We start from the raw sequence: 24,644 nt of genomic DNA, 5'->3' as shown, positions 1-24,644 counted from the left end.
CCTGTTATAGAGTTACTGAGTAAAGGTTTCACTAGACTTTTTACAAAACTTGATGAGGAGTTGATTTGACTGTGGGATATAACGAGAACATCAAAATGGATCAGTTGCCGAAAACTAAAAATGAAGTCTTAACCTCCGAGTCTGGAGGTCTTACCTATGCAGGAAAAGTGATCATCATTACAGGAGCAGGTAGTGGGATCGGAAGAGCCAGCAGCATTAAGTTTGCAGCGCGAGGAGGAAAAGTGGTTCTTGTTGATTTTAATGAAAAGTCGGGTCGAGAAACTCTTGATCTCGTCAACAGCTTCGGCGGAGAGGGGATTTTTGTACAAGCAGATGTATCTAACAGTGTGGATGTGAAAGGTTATGTGCAAAAGGCCGTAGACACTTATGGAAAGATAGACGTTCTATTCAATAATGCTGGAATCATGCAAAAATTTCAGCGTTTTCAGGACATCTCCGAGGAAGAATTCAGCCGGGTAATTGATGTCAATCTCAAAGGAATATTCTTAGGCATGAAGTATGTGCTTCAAGTGATGGATAGACAAGGGTATGGAAATATTATCAATACAGCATCTACCACAGCTATCCGGGCTGAGCATAGTCTTGCCTCTTATACCGCCAGTAAACATGGGGTATCCGGCTTAACAAAAGCTGCTGCAATTGAATATGTAAGAAAAGGAATTCGAGTAAATGCCATTTGTCCTGGTGGGGTTGCGACCAGTATGACTGCGGCCGTACCACAGGAATTGCAACAAAGTGGATATAAACCCGAAGAGTTCCCTAATATGAGAATTGGGCGCTTTGCTGAGCCTGAAGAACTGGCGGAGATTGTTGTATTTCTTGGATCAGATGCTTCCAGTTATATGACGGGATCCATTGTTTTAGCAGATGGTGGTTTGACACTCTAGATGAGCAGTTGCTGAAGAAAATAAGGAATAACAATGGTCAGGAGTTTAACACTCTTGACCATTGTTATTTCTAATAGTTCCAGCCTACATAAAAATTCAGATTATTAGAAGATTCGAAGCTGAGTCTATAGATTTCCTTATAATAATATAAGCAATGAAACCTCTAATGCAGAGGACCACTAAGCATCCTATTGCCTCTTTTCTAAGTTCACTACGCTTTCCTGACAAGCTCGTGGAGCTGGCCCTTAACGTTATCCCTACTTAATCCTCCGTGATAACAAATAACCGATTTAATGTCGAAGTCTAAATATTTTTCTATGGAACGGAAAGCTGTGTTCATATCCGGCGTGGAATGCGGATGGGGTCCCCCTAAGATGCCTTCCACACTGAACATGGCATCACCAACAACAAGGGTTTTGCTTTGTTTCAAATAAAGACTAATATGTCCAGGCGTGTGCCCGGGTGTAAAGATAACATGAATTCCCCCGCAATACGGAAGCTCTTGTCCGTCAGCCAACATGCTGTCAACTTTGGCCTTAGGAGAATTCTCCAACAAGTAAGCGACCACTTTCAAACGTTCATCTTCCGGAAGGGATTCTAATTGCCAAGCCATACTATCGAGATTCACTTTCATAAGGGGCAATTTTCCTTCAATATATGGTTTATCCATCTCATGAGCGTATACCTTAATATTTCCATCAGATTGCTGCAAAATTTCAGGAAGACTGCCGATGTGGTCAATATCTTGATGAGTCAAAATGATTGCTTTCAACTTGTCCATGGAGACACCACACTCGTTCATGGCTGAACGTATTTGCTCCAATTGCCCGGGCGAGCCGGTATCGATTAAAATAGCCGTTTCATCATCCCAAATCAGGGTAGGATTCAATTCTTGACGATTGCCGAATACTTCAACCTGCAATTCCAGCATTTTTACTCCATCTGAAATTTTCATCATTTCTTCTCTCCTTCTTATTTGTCTCCGTTTTATATTTTTTAATTTCTTTCACCATATAAACGAATCGGAGCTTTCTAAAGATACGGGGAGCATTTTTCAAGTTTACCGATGTTTGAATCAGCTTTATCATTTGTAGCAATAGGGAATATTGGTTAGCCAGATATCTCCTGAAGCTGTCTCAAAAATGTTTTGGCAGCAGCCGAAAACACCTGATTTTTCTTCCAAACTATATTTAAGCCAGATTCAAGCCTAGGCTCTAGGGGTCTAAAACAAAGGTTACTGTCACTGGATGTGTTTACGATTTTATCTATCGTTACGGCATATCCAATGCCTTCTTCAACCATAATTGCAGCATTATAGGCCAGATTGTAGGTAGCTACAACATTTAATTTATCGAAATCGTCACCAAACCAATCCACAAATTCATTTTTATAAAATGTCTGCTTCATAGCCTGTCTTGAGCAAATTAGTGGAACATTGATTAAATCTGCTGAAAGAATGACTTCCTTGCAAGCAAGAGAACTGTCTTTCTTCATTACAACGCCCCAAACATCCTTAGCTGGGATATCTATGTAATTGTATTTCGATACATCAGCTGGTTGAATGAGTACACCAAAGTCAAGCAGGCCCTTATTGATCCGCTCAGTTACATCATCCTCGTTGCCGCTATAGAGATGATACCGTATATTTGGATAGCTTAAACGTAAGTCTTTGACTACCCGTGCAATTTGTTTCATGGCTTCTGTTTCCCCGCCGCCTATATAGACATCCCCGCTAACTGTTGCTTCCATGTATCTAAACTCTGCCTCTAATTTATCCACCATGTCAATGATCTCTTCGGCTCTCTTTCTTAAGAGCAAACCTTCATCTGTCAAAATAATATGGTGACTGCTTCGAATAAATAGTTTTTTTCCTAGCGCGTGTTCAAGATCCTTTAATTGTCTGGACAAGGTTGGCTGTGTAAGATGTAAAAATTCAGCAGCTGCCGTAATGCTTCCTTCTCTTGCCACTGTAAGAAAATAACGCAATACTCTAACTTCCATCTGCACTTCTCCTTTTGGTTTTATGATACATGTTCAAGAAATGCCTTTCAAGCATTTCTTAATATGAGATATAGGTATTTGTTATGTGAGAAAAGCACGTCTAAAATAAATACAAACAGCTTTTACGATAAACATTATTTTTTGAAAAGCGGAGGAAATAAAAACATGGATACAAAAAAGGTATGGTTTATCACGGGCGCTGGCAGAGGCATGGGCAAAATAATCGCTAAAGCTGCTTTGAACGCCGGACACAAGGTTGTGGCTACTGGTCGTCATACAGACGCGGTGGCTAAGGCGATCGGAAAATCCGATCATTTATTGATCGTTCAATTGGATGTTACCCGGCCTGCCGAAGCACAGTCGGCAGTCAACGCGGCAATCGAGCGGTTCGGAACGATCGATGTGCTGATTAATAATGCCGCACAATTCTATGGGGGCTTCATCGAGGAACTGACTCCAGACCAAATTGAAGAACAACTGCAAGTGGCTTTGATTGGCCCCATGAACGTTACGCGGGTGGTGTTGCCTGTCATGCGCAAGCAGCGTTCCGGCCATATCATCTCGATTTCTTCTGGTGCAGGCCTTTCCGGATTCGAGTTTAATTCCGCCTATTGTGCATCAAAATTTGCGCTTGAGGGCTGGATGGAGTCATTGTCGCCTGAGATAGCGCCTTTTGACATTCATACGACCATTGTCAATCCAGGCTTTTTCCGAACGGAATTCCTTACAAAGGCGTCTTCGACTTATGCCAAGCATTCGATCGAGGATTATGAGGAACGCAGAGCTAATCACATGTCATTTTTTAATGGACAAAACGGACAGCAGCCAGGTGATCCCATCAAGCTTGCGAAGGCACTTCTCAAAATCGTAAGTGAGGCGAAACCGCCGCAACGCTTCATCGCAGGCTCCGACGCTATTGGTATTGCAGAGCAAAAGATTGTGGATCTCCAGGCTCAGATAAATGCCTACCGCGATCTTTCATCGGCTATGGCTTATGAAGATTGAACGAAATCATTTGATTGTCTATATATTGACCTTTGGCGTATTCAGTATCTTAAACACCGAGATGGGAGTTATCGGAATCTTGCCCTTGATTGCGGACCACTTTCATGTCAGTATCTCCACCGCAGGGTTGATCGTGAGTCTGTTTGCACTTGCGGTTGCTATCTCTGGGCCAATTTTGCCTTCCTTGTTTTCGGGTATGAACCGCAGGAATGTTATGCTGCTTGTTCTTGGCATTTTTATTGCGGGCAACCTCGTTTCTGCCATTACATCAGACTTTACTGTGTTATTGATTGCTCGTGTTGTTCCTGCTTTTTTTCATCCCATTTATTGTTCATTGGCATTTACCGTCGCAGCTTCTTCCGTTAATAAGGATCAAGCTTCGAAGGCAGTAGCCAAAGTATTCATTGGCGTGTCTGCAGGAATGGTGCTTGGCGTACCGCTCGCAGGTATGATTGCCACCGCAACCTCCCTTGCTCACACGATGTTGTTTTTTGCTGCCATAAACGTAGTCGCATTCATCGCGACAATTCTGTTCGTACCATCTATGCCTGTTGAGAATAAGTCCTCCTATGGCACTCAATTGCGTGTATTAAAAAGCTCCACGATCTGGCTATCCATTGCCGCTGTGATCTTCATGAACGGAGCCGTATTCGGAGTATACAGTTACCTTGCCGAGTATTTGAAAACCGTAACCCAATATACTTGGAACACAATCAGTTTGATGTTATTTCTATACGGTGCGGCCAATATTATTGGAAACTTGATCGCAGGGAAGCTGCTTACAAAGCATGCATTAAGCACGATAAAGTTTTATCCATTTGTATTAGGGATGGTTTACATCCTGCTTTTTATGCTGGGACAGTTCAGCGAGCCAATGACTTTCATTATCTTGGTTTGGGGAGTATTGAGCGGCATAGGAGGCAACATTACTCAATATTGGATTGTATCTGCCGCGCCAGAGGCTCCTGAATTTGCAAATGGAATCTTTCTGACATCCGCGAATCTGGGAACGACGTTAGGTGCAAGTGTATGTGGGCTGTTCATAACAGGAATGAGTATACAATACGTCATACTTGGGGGGATCTTGTTCCTGATATTAAGTATAGCAGCCATTTATCCAAGAATTTTCAAAAGCGGCCGATTGGAGCTTTCTAATCATGCAAGATAAACAGGAGGCTCTTGTCACAGCTGCGAATCGGGAAATCGGGTATGAACTCGTCAGAGACTGCTCTTGTTTAGAAAATGAATATCACTATTATTACGGTAAATAATCTGATTTATGCGGATGGCAGGTTTGTCGCAGTCGGCATGGGGAAAGACTTCTTGGGAAGAAGCGTCGGGGAGATCTGGACTTCCGAGGATGGAGTGACATGGGAGAATCGTCAATCGGGTGCTTCCGAAGATTTTTTTGGAGTGGCGTATGGCGCGGGCAAGTTTGTCATGGCGGGCACCAAAGAATTCTCCATTTTCGGTGACGGCAACAGCTGGTCATATCCGGTATCGGGCACGTCTACGGATATCTATACCGTCGTTTATGGGAATGGGTTGTTCGTTGCTGGCGGTAATATCGGCTTGATTCTCACCTCCACTGACGGGAACCATTGGAAACAACTCCCCGCAAATAACGATTTTGACCGCGCTAGGTAATGTAAGTAAATAGTTATACAAAAGACAGTACCTGCGGGGTACTGTCTTTTGTATTCTTGGCAGCACATCCCGAAGCTAGCTAGTTTCGTGGAGCTTGAGGACTGCTCAGTCCAAATGCTCTCGATCATCAGGCCCACCGTTCAGTACTACTGTTAATCGAGCATCCGCACCAGTCTAAGTGAAAAGCTGGAAGGAACGGATATGTTGGACGAACGGCAGAAAAAGGTGATAGAGGTACAGGGAGAGCGGCTGATGACGGGCGACGTCGTTATTATTGGTCAAAAGGATCAGTCAGCCAGGATAGATTATACGAATGATCATGATTTGATGGATAAAGGTTAGTTGTTGACAGAGTCGTGTTGGGCCTGCACACGGGTTGTTCACGAAAGCGACAAGGATTTTTGACAGAATAATGAGGGTTGATTGAGTAGCAGCAAATAAGTGACGCTTTATGGTAACCTATAGAAGTGACCTATAGAGTGACCTATAGCAGTGAAATCAGATACAGGGAGTGTTATTCTCATGTTAATACAAAGCAATACAACTAGTATTGAACGAATTCCGATCTCCATTACGAAGGTGCTCTTTGAAACGATAAAGTTTGGCATTATTAAGTCAAACCTCATTGCGATGATCGCAGGGCTTAGCATGGCGCTATACGTTCATCACTTATCTTTCTTCGATAAGATCGGCAACATTGTGCTCGCTTTGATTGGATCAGCCTTGGTGATCGGAGCGGCCGGCATCTTCAATAATTTATATGATCGTGATATCGATGCTATTATGGAACGGACGAAAAATAGGCCGACAGTATCAGGAATTGTTGACCTCAGGAGCGGGCTGATCATGGGAATCTGGATTGCTACAGGTGGCCTTATCGCGTTGTATATTTCTTCTCCGCTTGCAGCTTACTGTGGCTTTCTGGGTCTGTTCCTCTATGTCGTGCCTTATACCATGTGGACGAAGCGCAGAACCATCTATAATACGGAGGTGGGAAGCTTGTCGGGTGCGATGCCTCCCCTGATCGGCTGGGCCGCGATTTCACCTGACATTTTTCACCCCGGTGCAATGGCGTTGTTCCTGCTAATGGTGATTTGGCAGATGCCACATTTTTATGCAATCGGGATTCGTCGTATGGAGGAATACCGGGCGGCTAACATCCCGATGCTGCCGGTCGTCAAGGGTATTCGAAGAACGTACGTGCAGATGAACGTATATCTGGTTGCGTTGTTCCTGTGCAGCTTCTTGTTCTGGTCCTTTAATCCTTATATCGCTGCGGCGAATGCGCTGCTGAGCTTGATCTGGCTGATTCTGAGCGTAGACGGATATCGTCGGAAGCCGGAGGAAAAGTGGGCGCGTTCGATGTTCATTTTTTCACTGAACCACATCACAGTGCTGCTGCTGATGATCGTCGGCTACTCCTTGGGTGCTCCTCTATTTCAGTAGAACGATTTGAGCATTTACGCTAGTGTGGGTGTTCTAGATGAATGAATAATAAAGGGATCGTGAAGAGGATATGGTAAAAGCAGTGGATTAAACCTCCTAAAACGAAAAAGCAAGCATTTTAGGAGGTTATGATAAATGAACTTCAATCCGATTATTATGGATAGCTGGAGTAGAAAACATTACTTTGACCATTATTTAAACAAGGTCAGATGTACCTTTAGCATGACGGCCAATATTGATATTACCCGGCTGCTGAAAGAACTCAAGATTCAGGAGATAAAGCTGTATCCTGCACTCATCCACATGATAACGACCGTGGTAAACCGCCATCATGAATTTCGCACATGCTTTAATTCTGAGGGGACATTAGGTTATTGGGATCGTTTATCTCCTAGCTTTACCATTTTTCATGAAGATGATAAGACTTTTTCAAGCTTATGGACTTTGTATGATGAGGATTTTAATGATTTCTACAGTCGTTATCTTGCTGATATGAAAAAGTACGGAAGTGTTAAACAATTTGCCCCTAAAACAAAAGAACCGCCCAATACTTTCCCTATTTCTAGCATTCCTTGGGTTAGCTTCACAGGCTTTAACCTGAACATCTACAATGAAGGAACCTTTTTACTCCCCATCTTTACAATGGGGAAATATTTTCGGCAGGACGACAAAATACTGTTGCCATTATCAGGGCAATTCCACCATGCCGTTTGCGATGGTTACCATGCTGGGTTGCTGTATAATGAGCTGCAATTACGTGCAGATACTTGTAAGGAATGGTTGCCAAACTATACCCCATTTCGCTAACAACCATGTTAGTTGGATAAGGGAGCGGCAGTCTACAGCTTTATTTTTTTGAAAACAAAACAAAAGCCATGCGAGAGAAAATCTGCGCATGGCTTTCATAATTTTCTATTTTATTATTGAAAACTATTTTCCGATAAGTTGGAGTCCGCTCCAGCTGCTTACATCACATTGGCCTTCATTATTTCGGCCCACAGCCACCACCGTACCGTCCGATTTAAGACCGATGGTATGAGCGCAACCCGCTGCAATTGCCACTATATCGCGCCAGCCACTTATATGGCATTGGCCATGCTCATTCCAACCCACAGCCACCACCGTACCGTCCGATTTAAGGCCGATGGTATGATTACTACCCGCCGCAATCGCCACAATACCGCGCCAGCCGCTTACATTGCATTGGTCACGCTTATTCCAACCCACAGCCGCCACTGTTCCGTCCGATTGAAGCCCGGCGGTATGAAGGTAACCCGCCGCAACTGCCACCATATCATGCCAGCCACTTACATGGCATTGGCCATACCGATTATTGCCCGTAAACGTCACCGTGCCGTCTGATTTAAGCCCGACAGTATGCCAGTCACCTGCCGTAACCGCCACCATATCACGCCAGCCGCTTACATCGCATTGGCCTTCATTATTTCGGCCCACAGCCAGCACTGTGCCATCCGATTTAAGGCCGATAGTACGACGCCAACCCGCCGCAACCGTCACCATATCGCGCCAGCTGCTTACATCGCATTGGTTATGCTTATTCCAACCCACAGCCGCGACCGTCCCGTCTGATTTAAGCCCGATGGTATGAGCATTACCGGTATGGGCATTACCCGCCGCAACCGCAATCATATCGCGCCAGTCGCTTACATCACATTGGCCATATTTATTATCACCGACAGCCACCGCCGTCCCGTCCGATTTAAGACCGACGGTATGGCGATAACCCGCCGCGATGGAGGGCAGCGCTCCGACCCGTGTGTCGCAGCTTTTGGGAGCATCGATTTCCATAATGGAATCCCCCTCATTCATAATTTTATAGATAGTATTGCAGAACCTCCACACATTTTCAACGCTTCAGTTCGTTTTGAAATGAATAATGGGGTAAATCTAGGGTTCGAGGGAGGTATCTTAGTTTTTGCATCCATGTTGTACAATTGAACTAAAAACGAAAGGAGAGGATTCTCTTGGAAAATGTTGATTTTGCTTGCACGCAATTCCGGAACGCCGAGCCCGGCGCACTCCTTACTTTCGGCATGTATCCGCAAACGGCGGATGGCACAGACAGAACGCCGATCATGTGGCGGGTGCTGCAAAATTCAGGCAGCGAGCTGTTCCTGTTGAGCGAGTACATTTTAGACTGCAGGCGGTATCATGGTGAATTTGTCGATATTTCGTGGAAGGATTCTGATATGCGTAAGTGGCTGAACGATGATTTTTACAATGTAGCGTTCAATGACTCCGAGAAGAAGTTTATCAAAACTACACATTGCACGGATAACGGAGAGGGCAGTACAAATACGGACGACAAGGTTTTTTTGCTCAGCGTTCCGGAGGTGAGAGAACTGACCTATAAACATGATGAAGTCGCTTTAAGCGCGAAACGTCGAGCAATAGGAACGGAATTTTCCAAAATAAAAAAGGAAGATAGCGGTCACTTGTATGTGTATGATAAAACAGTCAAAGCTGACTACATCATCGAAAATGGTGAAGAATTAGGCTGCTCTTGGTGGTGGCTGAGAACCCAGCCTGTTATAACTTCGCGTGCGTATTTTATTGGCCCACGCAGCAGTGTACGCAGTTATGGTCTTGTTAACTTAGCTCGTGACGGTGTACGTCCCGCTTTAAAAGTGATAGTTCCGTAGTTTTTATCAACGGATGTCCCTTTTTGAAAATGTATCGCTTAAAACAAAAAAGATCGTTTTTGAATCACTTGGACGTGACCCGAAACCGATCTTTTTTCGTGAATGATAAGGATTAATAACAAGCCTCATAGTTAGGTTAGGCTTTGAAAGTAACGATTGATTAGGCCCAAGTTGTAATCGTTTCAACCGGGAGGCGGTAGGAAGGATAGCCTTCTTTGGCTGCTTTTCCTATAGAAATCAGCATGACCGATTGGAACCTTTCTTTGTCCAGGCCAAAAGCTTCAGCGATCTGATCCTTTGCGTAACCGGCCATCGGGTTGGTGTCATAACCGTGGGCACGGGCAACGAGCATCAGCTGCATCGAAATGAGGCCCGAGTCAATCAGGTTCATGTCACGAAGGTCGGATGCGGCCATACTCGCATAATAAGGCTTCGCTTGTTGCATTTGCATATCCATAATGTCCTGTGACATGTATCCAAGCTCCACGGCTTTGCCGAAAATTTCGTCCATATATGCCAAATTGTTTGCATCGTAAAATACTGCAATGACAGCCGAGGAAGTTAGCGCTTGTGTCTGGTTGAAGGAGGCCAGTGGTGCAAGCTTTTCTTTGCCTTCGGTACTGTCGATGACAAGGAAACGCCACGGCTGCATGTTAATGGCAGAAGGGGCACGGGAAGCTTTCGCCAACATTTCGGTCATTTCCTCCCGGCTGATTTTCACTTCAGGATCGTAAGCTTTAACGGAATGGCGTTCCAGGACGATTTCATTGAAATCATTTGTTTTGTGGAATTTGCTAGTAATGGTGTTCATATAGAGTTCTCTCCTTTAGTATGGTTTGCAAAATGGTGCTGCAACTTTTCTTCACTAGGAGAATTGTAAACTATGAAGTATACTTTATAGCAAGAGAAAAACGAGGTGATTATTTTGAAGATTAGTGAAGTAGCAAAAATGGTGGATCTTCCTATATCAACGATCCGTTACTATGAGAAAATAGGTATTATCACGGATGATCATGTATTGAGAGAACAGAATAATTATCGGAATTATGCTTTAGACATCATCCATCATTTAAATATTGTTAAAAATTGTTTAGCTGTTGGTTTTTCAATTCAGGACATAAAATCGATGATTTCGAAAAAAGGATTTTCAAAAGATGAACAAACACGCATTATTCAAGAAAAGATCTTAGAAATAGAAGACGCTCAAAAAAAATTAGAGAATTCCAAACAAGACCTTTACGACATTCTTAAATTAGACATTACGTGTGAGGATGGGTTCGGAAAATATTAATTTTAAGCTGCAGCGGGTAAAATTGTGGTGTTGCAAGCTGAATACGGGGCAGATCGACCAGTTGCACATGGAGCTTACCCAGTATATTTACGAACAGCGCATGCTCAAGGCCTGCAAGCTGCTAAAGTATGAAAATTATAAAATTTACCATATTGAAGAAAGCATCGGTTATCCCAATACCAACTGGTTAATTCGCGAATTCCGTGTTAAAATTCCACCGTTACAGCCACGAGCAACACGCTGAACCCGCGGATAAAGCTGACGAACACCGGCATTTCCGCCATCAATATGTCCGACGTGAAGCTGCGTTATTATTATACGATTGATGGGGAGATAGCCCAGAGCTTTTTCTGTGACTGGTCGCATGTCGGAAGCAGCAACGTAACGGGCACCTTCGTCAAGTTGGCGACTCCCTTGACCGGGGCTGACCACTATCTGGAGCTCGGCTTTACGAGCGGAGTCGGAAGCTTGGCTGCGGGAGACAGCATTGAAATTCAGATTCGCGTGTCCAAGTCCGATTGGTCGAATTACTCACAGACGGGGGATTACTCCTTCGATTCGACCCATACGACTTACGCTGATTGGAGCAAAACGACCGGCTACATTTCAGGTGCTCTCCAATGGGGAACGGAGCCTGGAACGGTATAGGAATGAATTTTTGTCGAGAGGAAGAGAGCTTGTTGGCGATTGCGGAGCATTAAGCCTCCACCATTAAAACGAACAACGAAAGCATTATTACTGCTATTGCCGCTTAAACAGCGGGAAATATGAAACCTCCATAAAGCTGGTTTGAAATAAAGCCGAGCGAAGATCAGGTAACAGCCTGATTTTCGTTCGGCTTTTGCTTTATGCTTTTAAAGCTGCGCTTCAAGCGTCCCAAACATATGCTTCGCCATATCTGAGTAATTATAGGCGGGGTGTGGCAGTCCAATTTGTAAAGTTGCCCACATGGCATTCCAGAACTGAACGATAAAGATCATGTCATCGAGAGTGGATAGCAGGCCAGCCCCTTCCTCCGCGCCAAAATAATGCGAAAGTAGCTGTTCTTTCTATGCCGGTGTAAATGAACAGCCCATACAGGCAAGATCAAACAGAATATCGCCCATACCTGCATACTCCCAATCAAGCAGACGAACGGAACCATCATATAGAAAGTTATTGGCAAATGGATCGTTATGACATAACCCGCGGAAACGTGAGGCTACCTGTGCTCTACTATGCTGAATATTCAGCAGCTTATTCATAAGTCGATCAAGTGATGCTGGTAATGGCAGTTGCCTCTTCCTCGCACTCTGAATGCGATCCTCAATATCCTGATATGGGGAAAATTCATAGGCAATAGGAGGCAGTTGATGAACTTTTTTAAGCAGAGCTACGGTCTCTTCCATATGTTCTACCAATTCTTGATTTTGGAATTCCCGCCCAGAGAGAAAATGGGTAATCATGTGTCCGGTTTCAGGATTGAAGTAAAGTAATTCGGGTGCAACCGCTAATCCGTCCAAAACTTGCAAAGCCGCCGATTCAGCATAACGATTAATGCCTAGCTCCGAGGATTGAGTGCCGCCGATTCGTACCGCAACCTTTTGCCCGTTGCAGGAAACGATATAGTTACGGTTGGTCAGACCGCTCTTCTGAAATTCAACCATTGTTTCTTGACGTTCCCAGCCTAACTCGTCCTTGATCAACGTATAGACCTGCTCTAAACTCGCGTCTTCAATCGGCCCACTCTCTGCATTTGACAACTCGACACCTCTTCCCCCAATAGGGCTCCAAACTAAAATGATAATGATAACGCTTTCAGTATAACGACCCCGAATAGGGCCGTCAATAAAGTTATTTGCTATGTAAAATGAATGATGGAAGGGTGAAGTGACCAAAAAATAAAGCGATAGGCAAAGCTACTTCCAGACTTGCCCGACAACGCTAGAGCAAGCCTGAAAGAAGCTTGGTGCCTAAGATTAAAATGGCCGAAGTCTGCCTAAGATTGCCTACGACTGTTTAACAATGCTGTCCCACGATGCAAGCATTTGCTGGCGCTCGCGATCAGACGTAATTAATGTTTTTAGCTTCTGTATCGTTTGGGGAGCATTCCATTCCGTACGTTTGTTGAAGTATTTGCTCGATAAGCCATAGAAAAGATGAGGGAATAGCAGATCTGCATAAATGACGCTGCATTCCTCGGCGCTTAAAGGATGAACCTCACGATAAGCACGCAGCATGGATATGGCTTTAGATGAGCTCCATCCATGCTTCTTCATCACCTTGTTGAATATTTTGCGAATATCTCTTGCAGGCAAGTCAAAGGTCAAGGAATCCATATCAATAATGGCAAGCCCTTGCCGGGTCTTAATCAAGTTAGCTGCTGCAAAATCCTGATGGCATAGGTTTTTTTGCACGGCTACTTTATTGACCCAATTGCTGTAAGCGCTGCTTTGAATCAAGTGCAGTGCAGCTTTTCCTTGGTCAATAAATTTGTCCACATGTAGAAGAAACAGTCTCTCAAATTCGCTGCTGCTGCTACTGCTACTGCTACTGCTGCCGCTCTTACCGCTCCTACTGCTCCTACTGCTCCTACTGCTCTTACTGTTTTTAGTGCTACTCCTATTGCTACGGCTATTGCTGTTGCTGCTACTGCTGTTGCCGCTGCTGAGGGCCATTCCCTTGAACCGCTCTAATTGATCGAGATGCTTCGCGTAGCTCCGTCCCCAGCTGCCAAGATGCTCCCTTTCATTCGTTGTATAGGTGGATTGAAAACCTCGGGAAGCCAAATGGAATTTTCCAAGCTCCTTCATAATCAGATAGAGATCTGCCGTTACATAGGAGGGCGAATCGCCTTCCGCTGCATCTGATAAGACGTAGCAGCTGCCGCTGCTGTCCTCCGCGTAATCATTTCCATCCGTGGTAGCTACCATGCGAGGGATAGGCGCACCATTTTTCTGCAAATGTCTAATGGCTTGAAGGAGAAAGAGGAGCCTTTGCTTGGACACGGGCGCCTTCTTCAAAATTTTAGTTCCCGCGCTTGTCGCAAGGCTCCAGGTCGCCTTCTTTCCTTTATCCGAGATGAGCTTAATGCTCTTCACTTGAAGCGGATATTGGGACATCAGTCCAGTTATCGTTTGCATAATCGTTACCTGCCCCTTTGCTGAGTTCGTTTGATGCTAGAGCGGCGTTTGATCTTTTTGCGAAGAGGCCTAGTGAACCGACTTTTGAGTTTGGTAACCGTAATATTTGATAATGGGGTAGGCTCGCTTCTATAAGCGTCCATGTAAATTTTATTTAAACGATCTGCTACATGCTTGAATGTGAAAAATCCCTCGACCATTTCTCTGCCTCTGAAGGCCATCGTTCTGGCCTCATCCCTATAAGTAAGCATATAGTTAATGGCATCGGCAAAGGAGTCAGCGCTGGTGTAGGTGCGAACAATATAGCCATTCCGCTTATGTTGAACGACTTCGGCATTGCCGCCACGATCGGTTGTAATGACGGGGATTCCGGCCGCCATCGCTTCATAATGCACGCGAGCGAGCGGTTCCTGCCATTGGGAGCTGCAAACAAATACGTCGCCCATTGAAAAATAATTCTGAATTTCGTCAGCTTGAACGAATTTGGTGAAGATGACTCTGCTGCGATAAGGCTCAGCGAGCTTCAATAACCATTGTCCATAGCCATCAACGGTGTTGTCGCTGAACCATTTGCCGCCGACAATAACAAGGACCGCATCCGGATGCTCATCAAGAACCCGGCTCATCGCCTGAATGAGCAGGTGTGGCCCTTTCTTCACGCTGAGCCGTCCAACAAATAAAATCACTTTATTATTCTGGACGCCGTATTTTTCACGCATTTGATTGCGTAATTGCAAGCCGCGGGAGGTCCAAATCGGATAGTACGAATTAGGGTCAATTCCCGAGAAGATCGGTTCTGTTTTATTCTCTGCAGCGGGAACGCGCCTGGTAATCGTTGATTTGATATATTTGCTTACTGTCGTTATTTTGTGAACATATTCTACGCAAAGCTCGGCATCGACGTCGGATATTTTGTTAGTCTCAAACATTTCGTTATGCAGACTGACGACAAAACGGCTAGTCGGGGAGGCTTCCTTATAAATAACGACGTTTTTAGGACGATTAAATACATGAACGACATCATAGGCATGCTCTCTCAATGAACGCGCAACATCTTCAACATAGCTTTCTCGGGGAAAGCGGATATATTTAATGTCACCACGCGTCTCCCTGTCTGGCAGCGCAGCATCGGTAATGGAGTAGATCGTTAATTGATGATTTTGTGATAAAAAGGGAGATACTCCGTCCATCATGATTTGGATGGCTCCCCCCCTCACAGCGGGAGAAGGGAGCTTTTCCGTACATATGAATGCCAGTCTCATAAGGAGACAGCCTCCTGTCATTTATAAAAATCACTAAAATATTCGAGCTCCTTGGCTAAGCCAGCTTCCAAGCTGATCTTGGGTTCGTATTGCAATAGCCGTTTGGCTTTGGATATATCGGCCCAAGTGTGCATAGGCTCGCCGTGCATGCCGCCGCTAAGGGTGATTTTCCCTTTTTTTCCAGTCAAAGTCTCCAGAGCTTGAATAACCTGTAGGATAGCTGCGCGCTCTTTACCGCCAATGTTAATGGTTTCTCCGACGACATGGGGGGCGTCAGCTACAGCAGCGATGGCTTCTACGCAATCACTGATATACGTGAAATCCCGGGTTTGCGAGCCGTCGCCAAACAAAGTAATAGGATCATTCGCCAGCAGCTGTTTAATAAAACGATGAAACGCCATATCGGAGCGTTGACGAGGTCCGTATACAGTGAAAAAGCGTAAAATAACGATTGGAACACCATCATTTTTGCTATAGACCCGGCATAAATGCTCGCCTGTCAGCTTGCTGACACCGTAGGGGGCGAGAGGAGCCAGCGGCGTGTCCTCAGATACTTGACCCGTCGTCTCTCCATAAACGGATGAGGTAGATGCAAAAATAAATTTTTTAATCGACGATTGACGACATGCTTCAAGCAACTGCTGAGTAGCAAGAATATTGGATTCGACGTAGCTGCGAAAATCAGCTCCCCAGCTGGAGCGAACGCCCGGTATGCCAGCCAAATGATAGATGATATCCACATCGATAAGCAGTGTTTTCCAGTCCAAATGAAGCATATTGGCGGTAATCATGTTGAATCGCGGGTGGTGAAGAAAGCTTTCCATGTTTTTAGTGCCAATCCAATGAAGCTCTTCACGTACGAATGCGTCAACGCCGATCACTTCATGCTCGCCGCTTGCCAGCAAATATTCGCATAGATGAGATCCGATAAAGCCGGCAGCGCCAGTTACGAGGATTTTCATGGGCGACCAACTCCGAAGTAAGCAAAGCCTTGCAATTCTAAATTCTTTTTGTCCAGAGCATTTCGTCCGTCTACAATAACGGGCCGCCTCATTAGCATTTTGACCTTAGGCCAATCGGCTTCCAGAAAGGAGTGCCAGGCTGTGGCGACTACCAGCACATCCGCTTGCTCCACGGCTACATAAGGACTGGAGCACCAAATAACGGAGGGAAGCTCAGGGCTTGCAAGCGGGTCGTAGGCATAAACCGCATATCCTCGGAGCGCCAGCTTCTTCATTAAAGCAATGGCTTGGGAATAGCGAATATCGTCTGTGTTTTCTTTAAAGGTTGCCCCCCATACGGCAATTCGCGGTTTTGCGGACCATTCGCCTAGCGCATGGGTTATTTTATTCAGGTAAATGTCTATTTGTGAACGATTGATTTTCTTGACAGCATGCAGCAGATCAAGCTTAACGCCTTTAGAGGCGGCCACATAATCAAGGGCATTTACATCTTTGGGAAAGCAGGAGCCGCCGTACCCAAGGCCAGCCTGCAGAAATCTGCCTCCGATTCGCTCATCAAGGCCAATACCCTGCGATACCTCCGTAATGTCGGCCTTATAAGCGTCGCAGATCCGGGCTATTTCATTAATAAAGGAAATTTTAGTGGCGAGGAAAGCATTGGAAGCATATTTGATCAGCTCAGCCTCCAGTCGGTTTGTTAGCAAAAACGTGGTTTGCAAGGAAGCGTACATTTCCTGGACCTTCATCGCAGCTTCTCTTCTCTTGGCGCCAATCACGATACGATCAGGATGGATCGTATCCTCAATCGCAGTTCCTTCCCTAAGAAATTCAGGGTTAGAGACGATATCAAATAAGTCGGGGCGAGTCCCGTGCTGCTGAAGCTCCTCTTCGACCCAATCAGCCGTGCCAGGGGGGACGGTGCTCTTCATAATAATCATTTTGTGCGAGCCAATCGCTTCCGCAATGGCGGTGATGACATGCTTTACATATTTCATGTCGGCGCTGCCGTCCTTCGCTGAAGGGGTCCCAACTGCAATCATAATGACAGGACAATGAGCCATATGCTTCTTGCTATCCGTATCAAAAAAGAGCGTTCCCTGCTGCTGTTTTTCCGTAATCAGTTCAGTCAGTCCTGGCTCGTAAATCGGAATAATTCCTTTCCGCAGCTTCGCAATTTTATCCACATCAACATCCGTACAAAATACGGTGTGCTCCATATCTGCCAGAACAGCCGCTGTTGTCAAACCAACGTAGCCTGCTCCTACAACACAAATTTCCATTTCTATCGCTCCTCTCGAATCTACTACTACTAAAATATTGATTACTGTGAAGAATGGTCACGGCTGCTGCATCTATTAAATCAAGCGGGAGGCTATTGAAATGGGTTGCCGCATTTGCCTTATTTTCATAGAGGACAAGCTTCAAAATCGATTTTTGCTAATATGTTATTACTATATATTGGATGAAATTCCAATGAGAGTGGGTGATATCAGTGGTATTCAAAGCGATTATTCCTGCGGCGGGATACGGTACACGCAATTTGCCGATTACTAAGGCGATACCTAAAGAAATGTTCCCTATTAACAGCCGTCCTGTCATTGACTATATTGTTCAGGAAGCGACCAATGCCGGGATCAAGGAAATCTTGATTATTCTCTCGCGCAATAAGACAGAGATAATGGATTATTTTGATCGCTCCATTGAGTTGGAATGGTTTTTAAACACACACCACAAGAGCCATATGCTTCAAGGAATAGAGCCGCCGAAGGTCAGTTTCCAATATGTACGACAGCCGGAAGCTCTAGGGCTTGGCCAAGCTGTTCAGTTGGGACAAACGTTCGCCGGGGACGATCCGTTTGTTGTTTTACTGCCGGATCAGCTTTGCTTGAAACAGCCCCCTCCGCTGCGCAAAATGATTAAGCTGTACGAGCGCTTCAAGCAACCGGTTATCGGACTGCAGGCTGTGGAGAAGGAGCTTCTGCAAAACTACGGGGTTATTTCTGGAAAACAGATTCAAGCCGGGATATATCGGCTTGATTCCATCGTCGAGAAGCCCAAGACGAACCCGCCATCCCATCTTGCGGTCATGGGCAGATATATTTTGACATCTAAAATATTTGCTGCTCTTAATCAATTGAAGGCTGAAAGCGGGGGAGAGCTTCAGCTAACGGATGCACTGAACGATCTATGTCAGCAGGATGAAGCGTACGGCTATGTTTTTAAGGAAAAATGGTACGATACTAGTATTGAAAGGGAGTATATTAACGCACAGCGTCATGCTTACAGAATGAACAAGCAGTCTTAAAGGGGAGAGGGGAAGAACCTTCAAACGGGGATGAAGCTCGTTAAAGGTTCTCTTTGATCTCTTATTTTCTGTTTTTTGCGTAAACAAAAAGAGTCGCCTTCAGAAGAAGGCGACAGTCGGTACCTAGTACCTAGTACGTGAAGTGCTCAGCTGCTTACTCGTAATCGTCATCCGAGTTTCTATCGAATTGCTCGGCCCGATTGCAGTTATCATGCGAGCGGTGATGCTGGCCATGCGAACGATGGCCATGTGAACGATGACCATGTGAACGATTGCCACCAGTGCGATTGCCGCCAGTGCGATTGCCACCAGTGCGATTGCCACCAGTGCGATTGCCGCCAGTGCGATTGCCACCAGTGCGGCTACCACCAGTGCGTTTGCCGCCAGAGCAGGAGGATGAACTGAAGTTTGACATATGCAAACCCCCTTTCTCGTATATGCTACAATATATGTCCGCAATCTATTATTTGTAACGAGGCATTTGATTGTTTTCATAGTCTACTTAAAATTTAATATACGTCGGCGTCTAATTTAATTTGGTGGTGTATTTTTAAATAAAACTAAGTGTACGTGCTTTCGAAAAGACCTTCCTATTAGAAAATAGCCGGCGGCAACCTGTCTAAATTATGGCTGCATGAGCTATGCATAAGTGTATTTGGTTTGACGCATACCGGGAGAAAGAGAACGTAAGACGCGTGTGCACAAGCAATGGACTTGTTTCTTAAGCATGGTATCATAGGATCAAACGGACGGCTGCACATGATGAAGGAGGATCAGATATGTATAAGGTGCTCATTGTGGATGACGAAATATTTGTGCGAAAGGGCCTGATTAATTTAATGAATTGGGCCGCCATGCAATTCGAAATATGCGGAGAAGCAGAGAACGGAAAGCAAGCTATTGAGCTAATTGAACGACTGAAGCCTAATCTGGTTATTGCTGATATCAGGATGCCTATGCTCGATGGCCTCGAACTGATCAAGCATGTGAAGGAGGAGGGAGATCACCAGCCGTTATTTATCATTATAAGCGGGCATCATGATTTCACTTATGCGCAGCAAGCCTTGCGCTACAATGTGTCGGATTATATTTTGAAGCCAGTGGACAAGAAAGAACTGGGCGCCACTTTGAAAAAGGTGGAAAATACGCTGAATCAAATGCAGCTTTTGTCATATACAGGAGAAAAACCGCTCGCTCAGACCATAATCGCAACCTTGCTGCAGACCGAGCCCAACGACCAGGTGATTCAGCAAATTTCCCATATATTGAAGCTTCCAGCCGCTTCTCCTTACACTTATGTCATTGCAGAAATACAGGATATGCGGCTGCCCGGATCATTCGATTATTTACCGGCCATGCAGACGGCGCTTCAGCGGTATATGCAGCGCGAAGGGACGCTTCCGCTCGTTCATGTGCGCGAGAACAATCAGTATGGACTTATTGTCCCACAAGCATGGCTAATGCAATGGGGCGATAACGAGCATACGGCTTATGCCTGGCTGCTGGATATGCTTGAGAAAGAGCTGGGAACGACGATAAGCTTATTCATCGGAAGCAGGGAGGAGCATCTTAAGCGCATTGACCATTCTGGGAGCAGCGCAAACCAATGCTTGAATTACCGTTTTGCTGCAGGCTCGCGCGGTATTATAATGGCCTCTGAGATGCTCCCGCTGTCCTTATATTATTTTGACGTAGATGAAGAATTGCACAGCAAATTGATTACCGAGATGGAAGAGAATGTGCGTGAGGGCTATGAGGCTGTCATCCATACTATTTTTGAACAATTTCAGCAATTGCGTTTTGCTCCAGACGCGGTCGCCAATACCATCAGACGGAGTATTATTGCGGTCATAAACACCATCAGACAATTTGAAGGGGACGAGAAGGAGCTGCTGCTGCTGAATGAGCTGCTGGATTGGCGAAACAAATACCGCAACCTGAATCAGCTTCGGCATATATGCTTGCGTTTTGTAGAAGAATCGGCTGGCTATATAGCCGCAAAGCGAAGTGAAAAAGGTAAGGGCAGCATTGAAAAAATAAAAAAATATATTGATGCTAATTTTACGGATAATATAAATTTGAAAGGAATCGCAGCAAAATTTTATATGAATCCTGTTTATCTCGGCCAGCTCTTTCGCAAAAGCTATGGCATGTATTTTAATGAGTATTTGCTTTCACTGCGCATTGAAGAAGCCAAGCGTCTGCTGCGGCAAACGAACAACCGTATGTATAAAATCGCAGAGCTCGTTGGATTTCCGAATTCGGATTACTTTGCAACACAATTTGAAAAATTGGAAAAAATGACTCCGACAGATTATCGCAATAAGATCATTGGCAGAAAATAAGGAGGCTATGCGGGGTGTTCAAATTTAGTCTGCATCATTTAAAGCTGCGAAACAAGCTGATTTTCATCTATATCGTCTGCGTATTTATCCCCATTGTGCTGACGAATATTATGTTTTACAACGTCATGACCAATAAAATAAAAAATCAGAAAAAAGCAGACGCAGATCTGGCGATTACGCAGTTGAAAAAAGAACTTGGCGTTGCCATTGATGATGCTGCAGGCATTACCTATTTGTATTCCATTGATAAATCGCTGATCCATCATCTGAATACAGAATATAAAACCTACGATCAATATATCGAGTCGCTCGCATCCATTTCCAACATTTTCAACCGATCGGACAAGGAATATAAAATGCTGAGCTCGGCTGTCATCATGAGTGATAATCCGACTATTTTGGTCTCTGGCGATATCGTCAAGCTTGATGATGCGATCCGGGCCAGCGACTGGTATCAGCATGTGGAAGATTACAGTAATACGTATCCGTTTTTGCATGTAACGCCGGAAAACATCAGTGTCATTCAAAAAATATCAGATCAGCGTTATCAAGCCTACGAGCACATAATAAAGATTGATCTAAACATGGAGTACATTGCTCAATTAATAGCACTCTCCAGCTTTGAGGGTGATATATATATATTGGATCCAAGCAATCAGGTTCGCTACAGCCATCTAGTTAACGGGCAGTTGGGCGACCAGCTAGCGGCAGGCGACAAGTTGACTGTCAATGAGATAAAAAAGCCGGATGAGCCGATTGTCATCCAAAAGCAATATCATGATAGACGTTATATGGAAGGCTGGACGTTATATGGCGTAATGGATGAAAAGAAGATATTGTATGAGGTGCGACAGTCAGGACAGTTTATTTTGTGGTTCGCGATCATCAATTTTCTTGTCCCTACCCTCATCATCATCATGGTATCCCGTTCCATCCATACACGAATAAAAGATATTTTAGTGCACATGAAGTCAGTGAGGAACAAAACGATTGGAAGAATCCCCTATAATCGGGAACGGGATGAGATTGGCGAGCTTGCCGTTGAATTTAATCGTATGAGCGAGCGAATAGAAAATTTGATTAATGATGTTTATGTAGCGGATATTCAAAAAAAGGAGCTGGAAATACGTCAAAGACAAGCACAGCTTCATGCGCTGCACAGCCAAATCAATCCTCATTTTTTGTTTAATGCACTGGAAACGGTCCGTATGCGAAGCCTGATGAAGGGAGAATCAGAAACGGCCAACACCATTCATAATATGGCTAAAATATTCCGCAAGTCGATTTCGTGGAAGCGCAGCTTCGTTACGATACGTGATGAACTGGAATTGATTGAAAGCTTTCTGGAAATCCAAAAGTATCGGTTTGACAATAAGCTTCAGTTTCAGATTGCTGTTGAACAATCACTACTGGAATATGAAATACCGAAAATGACTTTGTTGCCCTTCGTAGAAAATGCCAGCATTCACGGCGTTGAAAGCAGTCCCGGAATAGGCTTTATTACCATTCAAATTGGACAAGACAAGGGACGGATTTTATTTGTTATTGCCGATAATGGAGGCGGCATGAGCGAAGAAAAGCTGGAGGAGCTGCATCATTACTTTTCCGAGGACGTAACAATGGGCGATTCGGTAGGCATGAAAAATGTGTTAACACGCTTGAAGCTTTGTTATGGAAATTCGTTTGATTATACGATAGACAGCCATGCGGGGAAAGGCACACGTATCATGCTGCGCTTGCCAATGGGAAATGCAAATCATTAAATGAGCCGGTCAGATCCTTTACTTTACAAAGAACATTCTAAGGTTTGCGGTGTAACATTGCGCCCTCATTTCTTTTATAATGAAAGTGCTTACAATTATTGTTGCAAGAGAGGGGACAAAGTAATGATCAACAAGAAATGGCTAAAGACAAGTATGGCAATTATAATGGCTTCGGCACTGCTTATTGCAGGCTGCAGCAATGGTGAAGAAAAGAACGCTGGAAACAATGAGGCAGGTAAGACGGAGGGCTCCGAAGTAAGTACAGAGCCGGTGACCTTTTCTTACTTTGGCTTCGGTTCGAACAAGGATGTGCTTGCCAGCGACACGACCATTGGCAAGGTGCTCGAGCAACAAACAGGTGTAGACTGGAAGATGGAATTTGTCGTCGGCGATGCGAGCACAAAGTCTGGCGTTATGATTGCCGGGGGAGAATATCCCGACGTTATATCTCCAGTTGCGGAGCTTGAGAAGCTGATTGATGCAGGAGCGCTTATTCCATTAAATGATTTAATCGAGGAGCATGCCCCGAACATTAAGCGGGTGTATGGCGATTACATGGATAAAATCAAGAGTGAAGACGGAAATATTTATATCCTTCCATATACTGCTAATGTCAACGGATATTTGACTGAGCCGGACATTGGGCAAGGCGCTTTCTGGATTCAACGCCGCGTATTGAAGGAATTTGGCTACCCTGAAGTGAAGACACTCGATCAATATTTTGAACTGATTGAGAAATATCAAGCCAAATATCCTACGATGGACGGTAAAAGTACAATCGGATTCATTACTTCCGCAGGTGTGTCAGGTGATTTCTACTCCATTACGAACGTGCCTATGCATTTAGCCGGATATCCAAACGACGGCAATGTAATGGTTGATATGAACACCCATGAAGCTAAAGTGTATGCAGCTTCGGATTTCGAGAAGAAATGGCTGACTGCATTGAACGATATAAACAGCAAAGGCTTGCTTGATCCAGAGACCTTTACAGCTAACAAGGACCAGTATCTTGCAAAGCTTACTTCCGGTCGTGTGCTTGGGTACTTCAACTATGGATGGCAGACAGGAGATGCTACCAACAACCTTAAGGCTGCTGGCAATGACGATCTTCGTTATGTAGGGCTCCCAATCGTATTCGACGAAAGTATTAAAGATGCTTACATCGATCCTCCTGCATTTGTCAACAATCGCGGGATCGGGATTTCCGTTAGTGCAAAGGACCCTATCCGTATTATTAAATATTGGGATAACCTGCTGACCGAAGAGAATCAGAAGCTGGTTCAGTGGGGGCAAGAAGGTGAAACCTATTCCAAGAACGAAGAAGGCCGCTTCGTGATGGATAAGGAACAGCTTGCCAATCGTAATGATAATGAGTTTAAACGTTCTTACGGATGGGCGTATTTTGATTATGAATGGCCGCGTTATGGCAGCAACTCTGTATTTGAGGACGGCAATTCCTACACTGTAGGCAATCAGCCTGAAGTAGCGGCTGCGAATTATACAGAAGGCGATCTCAAATTGCTTGAATCCTATAAAGTGGAAACCTTCTCCAAGATGTTTGCGCAGCCGGTAGAACGACCATGGTATCCTGCTTGGAGTATTTTGAAGGAGCAAGGCTCTCCCGAACAAATTTATAATCAAAAATCCGAGGATTTGCAAAAGAAATATTATCCCAAGCTGGTGTTTGCATCCAAGTCAGCCTATGAATCCATCTGGAATGAGTATGTGAAAGAATTCGGCAAGCTGGACGTTGCTGGCTTTGAAGCATTTATTACAAACAAGGTGAAGGAACGTGTTGCAGGCAAATGGTAAGCTTGAATAGGTATCTAATATGAGCTGAGGCTAGGAAAAGGTGGGGTTAACTCCGCCTTTTCATTCCAAAATTTTGAATTATTAGAAATTTATATATAAAGGAGACATC

General features: G+C 44.7%; 23 protein-coding genes and 1 pseudogene. 14 read left to right on the top strand and 10 right to left on the bottom strand.

Features of this window, described 5'->3' with window-relative positions; genetic code table 11:
• The first annotated feature begins 71 nt into the window (after positions 1-71).
• On the top strand, positions 72-908 hold the full coding sequence (locus AC50YG_RS23550) for an SDR family NAD(P)-dependent oxidoreductase (RefSeq protein ID WP_494830164.1): 837 nt from the start codon (positions 72-74) through the stop codon (positions 906-908).
• Between the two features lie 211 nt (positions 909-1,119).
• Here AC50YG_RS23550 and AC50YG_RS23545 read toward each other — a convergent pair whose 3' ends face one another.
• A complete protein-coding gene (locus AC50YG_RS23545; protein WP_494830436.1) occupies positions 1,120-1,863 on the bottom strand; it encodes an MBL fold metallo-hydrolase in 744 nt (247 codons plus the stop codon).
• A gap of 155 nt (positions 1,864-2,018) precedes the next feature.
• Positions 2,019-2,909 carry a LysR family transcriptional regulator gene (locus AC50YG_RS23540; protein WP_494830162.1) on the bottom strand — a complete coding sequence of 297 codons (891 nt, stop codon included), beginning with the start codon at positions 2,907-2,909 and terminating at the stop codon, positions 2,019-2,021.
• A 165-nt stretch (positions 2,910-3,074) separates the two neighbouring features.
• Here AC50YG_RS23540 and AC50YG_RS23535 point away from each other — a divergent pair, with 165 nt between their 5' ends.
• The 6 genes from AC50YG_RS23535 (at position 3,075) to catA (ending at position 7,814) form a co-directional block, all read left to right on the top strand.
• A complete protein-coding gene (locus AC50YG_RS23535) occupies positions 3,075-3,914 on the top strand; it encodes an SDR family NAD(P)-dependent oxidoreductase (protein WP_494830160.1) in 840 nt (279 codons plus the stop codon).
• The gene (locus AC50YG_RS23530) at positions 3,904-5,082 is read left to right on the top strand and encodes an MFS transporter (RefSeq protein ID WP_494830158.1); all 1,179 of its coding nucleotides are present in this window, start codon (positions 3,904-3,906) and stop codon (positions 5,080-5,082) included. Before AC50YG_RS23535 ends, AC50YG_RS23530 begins: the two co-directional genes overlap by 11 nt.
• A 74-nt stretch (positions 5,083-5,156) precedes the next feature.
• Complete coding sequence (locus AC50YG_RS23525) at positions 5,157-5,561, top strand: beta propeller repeat protein (protein ID WP_494830156.1); 405 nt, start codon at positions 5,157-5,159, stop codon at positions 5,559-5,561.
• A 201-nt stretch (positions 5,562-5,762) separates the two neighbouring features.
• Positions 5,763-5,903, top strand: coding sequence for a hypothetical protein (locus AC50YG_RS23520; RefSeq protein ID WP_494830154.1), 141 nt, complete (start codon positions 5,763-5,765; stop codon positions 5,901-5,903).
• A 180-nt stretch (positions 5,904-6,083) separates the two neighbouring features.
• A complete protein-coding gene (cyoE, locus tag AC50YG_RS23515; protein WP_494830152.1) occupies positions 6,084-7,007 on the top strand; it encodes a heme o synthase in 924 nt (307 codons plus the stop codon).
• A 135-nt stretch (positions 7,008-7,142) separates the two neighbouring features.
• A complete protein-coding gene (gene catA / locus AC50YG_RS23510) occupies positions 7,143-7,814 on the top strand; it encodes a type A chloramphenicol O-acetyltransferase (protein ID WP_494830150.1) in 672 nt (223 codons plus the stop codon).
• 123 nt (positions 7,815-7,937) lie between these two features.
• Here catA and AC50YG_RS23505 read toward each other — a convergent pair whose 3' ends face one another.
• A complete protein-coding gene (locus AC50YG_RS23505) occupies positions 7,938-8,816 on the bottom strand; it encodes an RCC1 domain-containing protein (protein ID WP_494830149.1) in 879 nt (292 codons plus the stop codon).
• Positions 8,817-8,992: 176 nt separating this feature from the next.
• On the opposite strand from AC50YG_RS23505, the gene AC50YG_RS23500 reads away from it, so the two are divergent.
• A complete protein-coding gene (locus tag AC50YG_RS23500) occupies positions 8,993-9,670 on the top strand; it encodes a DUF6273 domain-containing protein (RefSeq protein WP_494830147.1) in 678 nt (225 codons plus the stop codon).
• A gap of 160 nt (positions 9,671-9,830) precedes the next feature.
• Here the strand turns inward: AC50YG_RS23500 and AC50YG_RS23495 are convergent, their stop codons facing one another.
• Positions 9,831-10,481 (bottom strand): nitroreductase family protein, encoded by a 651-nt coding sequence (locus tag AC50YG_RS23495; protein WP_494830145.1) that lies wholly within the window; start codon positions 10,479-10,481, stop codon positions 9,831-9,833.
• 105 nt (positions 10,482-10,586) lie between these two features.
• On the opposite strand from AC50YG_RS23495, the gene AC50YG_RS23490 reads away from it, so the two are divergent.
• Positions 10,587-10,961 carry a helix-turn-helix domain-containing protein gene (locus AC50YG_RS23490; RefSeq protein ID WP_494830143.1) on the top strand — a complete coding sequence of 125 codons (375 nt, stop codon included), beginning with the start codon at positions 10,587-10,589 and terminating at the stop codon, positions 10,959-10,961.
• 234 nt (positions 10,962-11,195) lie between these two features.
• Positions 11,196-11,609: pseudogene (locus tag AC50YG_RS23485) on the top strand (cellulose binding domain-containing protein); the annotation flags it as partial.
• A gap of 401 nt (positions 11,610-12,010) precedes the next feature.
• Here AC50YG_RS23485 and AC50YG_RS23480 read toward each other — a convergent pair.
• The 5 genes from AC50YG_RS23480 to AC50YG_RS23460 form a co-directional block, all read right to left on the bottom strand.
• Positions 12,011-12,703: a choline/ethanolamine kinase family protein gene (locus AC50YG_RS23480; protein ID WP_494830141.1), complete on the bottom strand. Its 693-nt coding sequence runs from the start codon at positions 12,701-12,703 to the stop codon at positions 12,011-12,013.
• Between the two features lie 246 nt (positions 12,704-12,949).
• A complete protein-coding gene (locus AC50YG_RS23475) occupies positions 12,950-14,083 on the bottom strand; it encodes a hypothetical protein (protein WP_494830139.1) in 1,134 nt (377 codons plus the stop codon).
• A gap of 5 nt (positions 14,084-14,088) precedes the next feature.
• On the bottom strand, positions 14,089-15,276 hold the full coding sequence (locus AC50YG_RS23470; RefSeq protein ID WP_494830137.1) for a glycosyltransferase family 4 protein: 1,188 nt from the start codon (positions 15,274-15,276) through the stop codon (positions 14,089-14,091).
• An 86-nt stretch (positions 15,277-15,362) separates the two neighbouring features.
• The gene (locus AC50YG_RS23465; RefSeq protein WP_494830133.1) at positions 15,363-16,307 is read right to left on the bottom strand and encodes an NAD-dependent epimerase/dehydratase family protein; all 945 of its coding nucleotides are present in this window, start codon (positions 16,305-16,307) and stop codon (positions 15,363-15,365) included.
• Positions 16,304-17,587: a UDP-glucose dehydrogenase family protein gene (locus AC50YG_RS23460; RefSeq protein ID WP_494830128.1), complete on the bottom strand. Its 1,284-nt coding sequence runs from the start codon at positions 17,585-17,587 to the stop codon at positions 16,304-16,306. The genes AC50YG_RS23465 and AC50YG_RS23460 overlap by 4 nt, the downstream gene beginning before the upstream one ends.
• A gap of 212 nt (positions 17,588-17,799) precedes the next feature.
• On the opposite strand from AC50YG_RS23460, the gene AC50YG_RS23455 reads away from it, so the two are divergent.
• Positions 17,800-18,612 carry a UTP--glucose-1-phosphate uridylyltransferase gene (locus tag AC50YG_RS23455; RefSeq protein ID WP_494830126.1) on the top strand — a complete coding sequence of 271 codons (813 nt, stop codon included), beginning with the start codon at positions 17,800-17,802 and terminating at the stop codon, positions 18,610-18,612.
• 123 nt (positions 18,613-18,735) lie between these two features.
• Here AC50YG_RS23455 and AC50YG_RS23450 read toward each other — a convergent pair whose 3' ends face one another.
• Positions 18,736-18,921, bottom strand: a complete 186-nt coding sequence (locus tag AC50YG_RS23450; RefSeq protein ID WP_494830124.1) for a hypothetical protein — start codon at positions 18,919-18,921, stop codon at positions 18,736-18,738.
• Positions 18,922-19,391: 470 nt separating this feature from the next.
• Between AC50YG_RS23450 and AC50YG_RS23445 the strand changes: the two genes are divergently transcribed.
• The 3 genes from AC50YG_RS23445 to AC50YG_RS23435 all read left to right on the top strand — a co-directional run bounded on the left by AC50YG_RS23445 (position 19,392) and on the right by AC50YG_RS23435 (position 24,535).
• On the top strand, positions 19,392-20,957 hold the full coding sequence (locus tag AC50YG_RS23445; protein WP_494830122.1) for a response regulator transcription factor: 1,566 nt from the start codon (positions 19,392-19,394) through the stop codon (positions 20,955-20,957).
• 14 nt (positions 20,958-20,971) lie between these two features.
• Entirely contained in the window at positions 20,972-22,720 is a 1,749-nt protein-coding gene (locus AC50YG_RS23440; RefSeq protein WP_494830120.1) for a sensor histidine kinase, read from the top strand.
• A gap of 123 nt (positions 22,721-22,843) precedes the next feature.
• Complete coding sequence (locus AC50YG_RS23435) at positions 22,844-24,535, top strand: ABC transporter substrate-binding protein (RefSeq protein WP_494830118.1); 1,692 nt, start codon at positions 22,844-22,846, stop codon at positions 24,533-24,535.
• Positions 24,536-24,644 lie beyond the last annotated feature (109 nt).

It is taken from the genome of Paenibacillus sp. J31R34 (assembly GCF_059383715.1).
This window is presented reverse-complemented; position numbering and strand designations above follow the sequence as displayed.